The sequence below is a fragment of the Caulobacter sp. P1_B12_2 genome, assembly GCF_056406675.1.
The window spans coordinates 1-8,792 of the sequence record NZ_JBFTZS010000173.1 but is presented as its reverse complement, the minus strand read 5'-3'; the positions used below and the strand labels follow the sequence as shown (position 1 = coordinate 8,792).

The following is an 8,792-nucleotide window of genomic DNA, read 5'->3' as shown; positions in this document are numbered from 1 at the left end:
GTGCTGGACGTTCCCGCGCCCCAGATCCTGGCCGCCCAGAAGGCGCTGAACGCCAAGGTGAAGAGCGACAGCGGCGGCTGGCGGGGCATCCAGTCGCTGACGCCCGGGACCTATGGCCCGATCCTCGACGGCGACCTGCTGCCACATCATCCGTTCGACCCGACCGCCCCGGCCAGCGCCGCCGACAAGCCGCTGATCATCGGCTGGCTGGACAGCGAGGCGGCCTTCTTCGCCTGGACGGGCAAGGACGTGGAGGCCTTCCGACTGGACGAGGCGGGGCTGAACAAGCGCCTCTCGGGCAAGTTCGGCGACAAGGCCCAGGCGCTGATCGACGCCTATCGCTCCGACCGGCCCGGCGCGACGCCCAGCGACCTCTACCTGGCGGCCGCCAGCTACTACGCCATGGGCGCCGGCTCGGTGGTCACCGCCGAGCGCAAGGCGGCGCAGGGGCGGGCGCCGGTCTATGTCTACAACATCGCCTACCGCTCCAACCGCAAGATGGACGGAACCGACATCGAGCTGGGGGCCATGCACGCCAGCGACATCCCGCTGGTGTTCAACACCGTGGCCTCGCCCACCACCCTGGCCGGCAGCCGCGCCGACCGCTTCGAGGCGGCCAAGAACATCAGCACCATGTGGGCCAATTTCGCGCGGACGGGACAGCCCAGCGCGCCGGGCCAGCCCGCGTGGCCGGCGTACGACGTGAAGAGCCGCCAGACGATGGTGCTGGACGTGGCCTGCACCGTGGTCCCGGACCGGTTCGGGGCCGAGCGACGGGTGTGGGCGAAGGTGGATCCGGTGGGGGCGTAGTCTCCGGGGGCGCCGATCATGGATCGCGAAAAAACGGGGCCGTCATCCAGGATGACGGCCCCGTGAAGGTTCCACGGGCGGATTGAGCAAGCGAACAAGAGCGCGCCGGCTCTCAAAGCCAAGATAGCGGTAACATTCTTGTCGGTCGCGTCAACGGAGTTTCGCCTGGCGACCTCCCGGAGCGCTCTCCGACGCAGGTTACCCTGGCGTCAACGCGAAGTTGCGGTCCAGCTCCAGGCAAGCGTGGCCGCAGCGTTCTGTGTCTATGCCGCAACAATCGGTAAGCCTTGTGAAAAAGGCGTTTTCGTCAAAAAAACGGCAATCCGCTTATTCCGCAAGGTTTCCTGCCATTTGTATGAAAAATGATCCGGTACAGCGCTGTCAAAATCGTTTTTCGTGCGCTTGACCGATTTCGCGTACTGATGTTACCGCTAACGCACTCGCCGACATCCGAGGGTTTTTGACGTGAATCGCAAAAACCGGAGGGGCAAACCTGTCGGTGCTGAAACAAAAAAACCAAGCTCCTGCGTGGGGGCATTTGTGCGGGGAAACGGCTATGAAGCGACAACGTCGTCTGAACACTTCTGCGTCTTTGATAGCGCTGTCCGTGGCGATCTTCGCCGGCGGTCAGGCTCAGGCCCAGAGCAACAACGACAGCAGCACGGTTGACGAGATCATCGTCACCGGCATCCGCGCCTCGCTCGAGCGGGCGATGGACATCAAGCGCTCCAACAGCGGCGTCGTCGACGCCATCTCGGCCGAAGACATCGGCAAGTTCCCCGACACCAACCTGGCGGAATCGCTGCAACGCGTTCCCGGCGTGTCGATCGACCGCTCCAACGGCGAAGGCTCGCAGGTCACGGTCCGCGGCTTCGGCGGCGGCTTCAACCTGGTGACGCTGAACGGCCGCACCATGCCCACGGCCAACGTCTCCACCGTCGGCGGCGACCAGTCGGCCGACTTCCAGACCGGCACCAGCCGCTCGTTCGACTTCTCGAACCTGGCGTCGGAAGGCGTCTCCACCCTGGAGGTCTACAAGACCGGCCGCGCGGGCATCCCGTCGGGCGGCATCGGCGCGACGATCAACGTCAAGACCCGCCGTCCGTTCGACGCCCGCGAAAGCGGCCTGTCGGGCAGCATCGGCGCCAAGGCCGTCTACGACACCAGCATGGACGAGAAGCTGGAAAGCGCGGCCAAGATCACCCCGGAAGTCTCGGGCCTGCTGAACTGGACCGACGCGGACGAAAAGTTCGGCGTCACGCTGTTCGGCAGCTACCAGAAGCGCAACTTCACCAGCCGCAGCGCCACGTCGAACGACTGGAACATCCGCACCTATTCCGACTTCATCAATCCGGCGAACGGCTTCGTCCGCAACGGCGGCGCGACCCAGATCACCAACGCGCCGGCCAACGGCAGCACCCTGGTGGCGATCCCCAACGACAGCCGCTACCACTTCTCGCAAGGCAGCCGCGAGCGCATCAACGCCCAGGCGACCGTGCAGTGGCGCCCGACCGAGAACGTCGTGATCACGGCCGACGGCCTGTATGCGGACAACAAGTCGTTCGAACGCCGTAACGACCAGACCAACTGGTTCAACCGTCCGTTCGACAAGGTGACCTTCGACAAGAACCCCACCGTCGCCACCGCCGTCTTCCTGCAGGAAACCCTCAGCGGGACGAAGGACACGGGCTTCGAGCAGCAGTATCGCGCCAACGAGGACAAGCTGCAGTCGTTCGGCCTGAACGGCGTCTGGGACGTCAACGACCGCTTCAAGATCTCGGTGGACGGCCACGTCTCCAAGGCGTCGAGCGATCCCGACGCGCCGAACGGCACCAGCTCGACCTCGGTCAGCATCGGCGCGCCGATCATCTCGTCGCACTCGGTGGACTACAGCGGCAAGGTCCCGGTCCAGGCCGTGACGATCAACGACGCCCTGCCGCGCGGCGACGGCAACGGCGTGCTCAGCATCGGCGACCTGGGCAGCCAGGTGGCGCGCACCTCGGCCCAGAGCCAGGACCAGAAGATCAAGGAATTCCGCGCCGACGCGGCCTATGACCTGGACGACAACGGCAGCCGCTTCGACTTCGGCTTCGACTATCGCAACTCGAAGATGAAGCAGGCCGCCATCAACACCCAGCAGGACCTGGGCAGCTGGGGCATCTCGAACCCGCGCGACGTGCAGCAGTACGCCGGCAGCCTGGTCAAGCAATTCTGCCTGTCCTGCCGCTTCGACGACTTCGATCTCAAGCAAAGCGGCGCGGGCCTGGTGGCCTTCCGGGCCGACGCGATCGACCTCTACAACGCCCTGTCGAAGCCCTATGTCGCGCTCGGCAATGCGGTGGGCGTCACCAGCCAGGACAATAACCAGGTCGAAGAAGACGTCTGGGGCGTCTATGGCCAGCTGACCTGGAAGGGCGAATTGGCCGGCCGCGAGGCCAGCATGGTCGCCGGCGTGCGCTACGAGGAAACCAAGTCGGAATCCGTGTCGCTGATCCGCACGCCCCAGGCCATCGTCTGGACCGCCGACAACGACTTCCGCGTCGACACCACGTCGACCTACTCGCCCATCTCGGGCAAGAACAAGTACACCAACCTGCTGCCCGCCCTGGACTTCCAGGTGGAGCTGGTCGAGGACGTGGTGGGGCGCTTCTCGTTCAGCCGCACGATCGCGCGGCCGGACTACGGCAACCTGTTCGCCTCGGTCTCGGCCCAGGCGCCGAATCGCCCGGTCGCCAACGGGGCCATTCCGCTCGGCACGCGCGGCAACCCGGAACTGCAGCCGCTGATCTCGGACAACTTCGATGTCTCGGTCGAGTGGTACTACAAGCCCAGCAGCTATGTTTCGGCGGGCTTCTTCGAGAAGCGCGTGAACAACTTCGTGGGCACGGGCACCTTCAACCAAAGCCTGTTCGGTCTGCGTGACGCCAGCTCCGGCGTCGCCGGAACGCGGTCGGGCGACGCCCGCGCCTCTCTGACGACGATCGGCGCCAACCAGACCGACGTGAACCTGTTCACGATGACCTCGCTGATCCAGACCACGGGTTCGGTCGCGGCCGCCACGGCCGTGTTCCAGGCCAATCGCGGTACGAACGGCGACCTCAACCAAGCCTTCGTCGACCAGGTTCTGGCCGCGACGGACGTGTCGCCCACCGCCGCCGATCCGCTGTACACCTTCCAGGTCGCCCAGCCGATCAACAACAAGACCGGCAAGATCCACGGCTTCGAATTCGCGGTTCAGCACTTCTTCGGCGAAAGCGGCTTCGGGGTTTCGGGCRCCTACACCCTGGTGCGCGGCGACGTCGGCTTCGACATCGCTTCCGACCCGGGCCAGGACCAGTTCGCCCTGCTGGGTCTCAGCGACACGGCCGCCGCCACCCTGATCTACGACAAGAACGGGATCTCGGCGCGGCTGACCTACAACTGGCGCGACAAGTTCCTGCAAGCCACCAACCGCGGCGGCTCGCGCAACCCGGTGTTCGTCGCGCCGTTCGCGCAGGTGGACTTCAACGTCAGCTACGACGTGACGGAAAAGCTGGCGATCTCGCTGGAAGGCATCAACCTGCTGAACGAGAGCCTGCGCACCTACGCTCGCGACGAACACGAGCTGTGGTACGCCCAGGAACTGGACCGCCGCTTCCTGCTCGGAGCGCGCTACCGCTTCTAAGGGGGGCGACAGCGATGGCCGGGTCCTCGGGCCCGGCCTAGGTCGGGGGAAAGGGCCGCTGTTCGCAGCGGCCCTTTCTTCTCTACAGTAACCGCGCATCGAACCGCGACGTGTGGCGGGGGCGGAAGGCGGACATGACGAACAGAGTGCTGCTCAACAACGTCGACCATGGCGATCTGCGCGTCGTCACCCGGCACGACGCCGGGTTCGGCGACGACATCAACCAGGTGCTGATCTTCCCCACCGAGTTCGAGGGAGTGCAGCGCGAGTATCCGATCTTCTTCCGCAAGGACGCCGACGGGGCGTTCCAGTCGGTGGCCCTGCTGGGCCTGGACCGCGACGAGAACCTGTTCCTCGACGAGCGGGGATGGAACGCCCGCTACGTTCCCGCCATCCAGCAGCGCGGACCGTTCTCGATCGCTCTGCGCAGCGGCGCCGGCGAGCCGATGATCCATGTCGATCTCGACGATCCTCGCGTGCTCGCGGCGGAGGCCGAGGGCGGGGGCGAGCGGGTGTTCCTGCCGGCCGGCGGCAATTCGCCGTATCTGCAGCACGTCGCGCGCCTGCTGGGCGTGATCTATGACGGGCTGGAGTTCAGCAAGGCCATGTTCGCGGCCTTCGAGGCCCACGGCCTGATCGAGCCGGTCGATGTGGAGATCAAGCTGGACGACCACACCCAGTACGAGCTGCCCGACCTCTACACGATCTCCCAGGAGCGGTTCGCCGCACTGGACGGCGAAGGGCTGCAGGCGCTGCACCGGTCCGGATTCCTGGCCGTCGCCCAGTGGGTGCTGTCGTCCCTGGGCAATGTCGGGTTCCTGGTCGAGCTGAAGAACCGCAAGCGCGCCGGGGTTTGAGTCCGAGCCGCCGCCAGATCGAGGGAGCGAACATCCGATGATCGACATCGCTCGCAAGACGCCGGTGGTCGAGGGCGTGACGCCCGACCAGATCCCGTTCGACGACATCCTGGCGGGGCAACAGCCGACGATCTTTCGCGGCATGGCCCGCGACTGGCCGCTGGTGCGCGCCGGCCTGACCTCGCCCCGCGCGGCCATGGACTATCTGCTGTCGCACGATCGCGGCGAGCGCTTTGTCGGCTATACCGGCGCGCCGCAGATCAAGGGGCGGTTCGGCTATGACCAGGACGTCGCGCGCCTGAACTTCCAGACCGAGCGCACGCCGCTGCGGGCGTTCCTGGAGCGCATCGAACAGACGCTCGGCGTCGCCGACGGCCCGTCGCTCTATATCGGCTCCAGCGACATCGACGCCTATCTGCCGGGCCTGCGCGCCGAGAACGACCTGGGCCTGGACCTGGCCGCCCTGGGCGACGCCACGCCGCTGGCCAGCATCTGGATCGGCAACCGCACGGTCGCCGCCGCTCACTACGACATGTCCAACAACATCGCCTGCTGCACGGTCGGCCGGCGTCGGTTCACGCTGTTCCCGCCCGACCAGATCGACAACCTGTATCCCGGTCCGCTGGACCCGACGCCGGGCGGCCAGGCGGTCAGCATGGTCGATTTCGACGCCCCGGATTTCGAGCGCTTCCCCCGGTTCAAGGACGCCCTGGCGGCGGCCCAGGTCGCCGAGCTGGAGCCCGGCGACGTGTTGGTCTACCCGGCCCTGTGGTGGCACCAGGTCGAGGCGCTGGATCCGTTCAACGTGCTGATAAACTACTGSTGGAACGCCGCGCCGGACTTCATGGACAGCCCCATGAACACCCTGCTGCACGGCGTGCTCAGCCTGCGCGACCGGCCCGATTTCGAGAAGCGGGCCTGGAAGCGTCTGTTCGACTACTACATCTTCGGCCCCGCCGACCGCGCCGGCGCGCATCTGCCCGAGGGCGCGCGCGGTGACCTTGGCCCGATGGACGACCGCAAGGCCCGGCGCCTGCGGGCCTATCTGCTCAATCGCTTGAACCGCTGACGACGACCGGAGGGGACGCCATGCAAGATCAGGTCGTGAAGAAGGTCGTCGTCGCCGGGGGCGGTACGGCGGGCTGGATGGCCGCGGCGGCGCTGGCCAAGCAGCTGGGGCCGCTGCTCGAGATCAGCCTGATCGAGTCCGACGAGATCGGCACGGTGGGGGTGGGCGAGTCGACCATCCCCACGGCCCGCACCTTCAACGCCCTGCTGGACATCGACGAGCCCGAGTTCATGCGCGCCACCCAGGCGACGTTCAAGCTGGGCATTTCGTTCGAGAACTGGGGCCAGATCGGCGACCACTACATCCACTCGTTCGGCCAGGTCGGGAAGTCGAACTGGATGGGCGGCTTCCATCACTTCTGGATGCAGGCGAAGGCGGCGGGCTTCGGCGGCGAGCTGGGCGACTACTGCTTCGAACTGAAGGCGGCGCAGGCCGACAAGTTCTCGGTGGGCGAGGGGTTCGAGCTGAACTACGCCTACCACCTGGACGCCACCCTCTATGGCCGCTTCCTGCGCAAGATGAGCGAGGGCCTGGGCGTCAAGCGGATCGAGGGCAAGATCGCCAGCGTCCAGCAGCACGCCGAGACCGGCTTCATCGAGGCCCTGGTCATGGCGAACGGCGACCGGGTCGAGGGCGATCTGTTCATCGACTGCACCGGTTTCCGAGGGCTGCTGATCGAACAGACCCTGAAGGCGGGCTATGAGGACTGGGGCCACTGGCTGCCGACCAACAGCGCCCTGGCCGTGCAGACCAAGTCCACCGGTCCGGCCGTGCCCTATACCCGCGCCATCGCCCACAAGGCCGGCTGGCGCTGGAAGATCCCGCTGCAGCACCGGGTCGGGAACGGCCTGGTCTACTGCAGCGACTACATGTCGGACGACGAGGCCCGCGAGACTCTGCTGGGCGCGCTGGACGGCGAGCGGCTGATCGAGCCGCGGGTCATCCGCTACGCCACCGGTCGCCGGCGCAAGACCTGGCACAAGAACTGCGTCGCCCTGGGCCTGGCCAGCGGCTTCGTCGAACCTCTGGAGTCGACCTCGATCCACCTGATCATGATCGGCGTGACGCGGCTGATGCAGCTGTTCCCGTTCAACGGCGTCAGCGAGGCCGTGGTCAACCGCTACAACCAGCAGGCCGTCGACGAGCTGGAGAAGATCCGCGACTTCATCATCCTGCACTACAAGCTGACCGAACGGACCGACAGTCCGTTCTGGGACCGTTGCCGGACGATGGACATTCCCGACAGCCTGGCCCAGCGGATCGCGCTGTTCCGGGAAAGCGCCCAGGCCTTCCAGGCGCCGGGCGAGCTGTTCCAGGTCGATTCCTGGCTGCAGGTCATGCTGGGCCAGCGGCTGGAACCGGTCGGCCACCACCAGATGGGCCGCCTGATGCCGCCCGAGCAATTGCGCCAGGCGCTGACCGACCTGAGCGGCAACATCGCCCGCGCGGTGGGAGAGCTGCCTGGCCACCAGGCTTTCCTCCAACGGTACTGCGGCATCCCGGCGGCCTGACCCGGGCAGGGGACCGGCTCCACTTCAAGCTGCGCCTTTCCAAGCGACGACCGATGCGCAATAGTTCGCGTATTGGTAGTTATTCGCCGCCTTGCAATTCTTGGTCTGCCTGTCGGGCGGCCGGGGGCGAGGCGTTCTCGGAAGGGGCACATCATGACGTCTCACGCTCGCACGCGGTCCGCCGCCCTGGTCGGTGTCTCGCTGGCCGCCATGGCCGCCTGGGCGGCCGCGCCGTCGCCGGTCCTGGCCCAAGCCTCTCCCAAAGCGCTGGCGAAACAGGTGCTGGACAACGTCTTCGCCAACCCGCCCGCCGCCCTGCCAGAGGCCGAGCCGGCCCCGCCCCGGCTCTCGGCGCCCAAGAAGCTGGAAGCGGCGCCGCCGAAGGTCCAAGGCGCCGACACCTATGTCGATCCGCGCCAGAACATTCTCTACAAGTTCTCGATCGAGTTCACCGAGGGCACGGTCCGCAACCCCTGGACCCTGTCGCAGGACAAGGTGCTGCTGCGCTCGTATCACGGCTCGTCGGTCGATCCGAACACGCCCTTCCTGGCCCCGACCATCACCATGCGCCCGGGCCAGACGGTGCGGATCAGCCTGACCAACGACCTGTTCGAGACCAAGGACGGCAAGCGCCTGCCGGCCGAGAAGTGCAAGACGCCGGACGGCGGCGTGAACGTCCCGCATTGCTTCAACGACACCAACCTGCACGCCCACGGCCTGTGGGTCTCGCCGGCCGGCAACAGCGACAACGTGCTGATCTCGATCAATCCGGGCGTTACCTTCGAGTACGAGTACAACGTCCCCTCCGACCACCCGGCCGGCACCTTCTGGTACCATCCGCACAAGCACGGCTCGACGGCCCTGCAGGTGTCCAGCGGCAT

At 66.5% G+C, this 8,792-nt stretch carries 6 protein-coding genes; all 6 read left to right on the top strand.

Annotated elements, in window-relative coordinates; genetic code table 11:
• Positions 1 to 810 (top strand): carboxylesterase family protein (locus AC1DZ6_RS12515; RefSeq protein ID WP_477097501.1); only part of this gene is annotated, 810 nt, incomplete at its 5' end.
• A 556-nt stretch (positions 811 to 1,366) separates the two neighbouring features.
• The gene (locus AC1DZ6_RS12510) at positions 1,367 to 4,474 is read left to right on the top strand and encodes a TonB-dependent receptor (protein ID WP_477097500.1); all 3,108 of its coding nucleotides are present in this window, start codon (positions 1,367 to 1,369) and stop codon (positions 4,472 to 4,474) included.
• A gap of 134 nt (positions 4,475 to 4,608) precedes the next feature.
• Positions 4,609 to 5,331, top strand: coding sequence for a SapC family protein (locus AC1DZ6_RS12505; protein ID WP_477097499.1), 723 nt, complete (start codon positions 4,609 to 4,611; stop codon positions 5,329 to 5,331).
• A gap of 37 nt (positions 5,332 to 5,368) precedes the next feature.
• Positions 5,369 to 6,400, top strand: coding sequence for a cupin-like domain-containing protein (locus AC1DZ6_RS12500; RefSeq protein WP_477097498.1), 1,032 nt, complete (start codon positions 5,369 to 5,371; stop codon positions 6,398 to 6,400).
• A 20-nt stretch (positions 6,401 to 6,420) separates the two neighbouring features.
• Complete coding sequence (locus AC1DZ6_RS12495) at positions 6,421 to 7,911, top strand: tryptophan halogenase family protein (RefSeq protein WP_477097497.1); 1,491 nt, start codon at positions 6,421 to 6,423, stop codon at positions 7,909 to 7,911.
• Positions 7,912 to 8,064: 153 nt separating this feature from the next.
• A partial coding sequence (locus AC1DZ6_RS12490) for a multicopper oxidase domain-containing protein (protein ID WP_477097496.1) occupies positions 8,065 to 8,792 on the top strand: 728 nt, incomplete at its 3' end.

Bases quoted from the DNA above. Each gene is read 5' to 3' on its own strand.
- AC1DZ6_RS12495 (WP_477097497.1), top strand. From the start codon at position 6,421: ATGCAAGATCAGGTCGTGAAGAAGGTCGTCGTCGCCGGGGGCGGTACG.
- AC1DZ6_RS12505 (WP_477097499.1), top strand. From the start codon at position 4,609: ATGACGAACAGAGTGCTGCTCAACAACGTCGACCATGGCGATCTGCGC.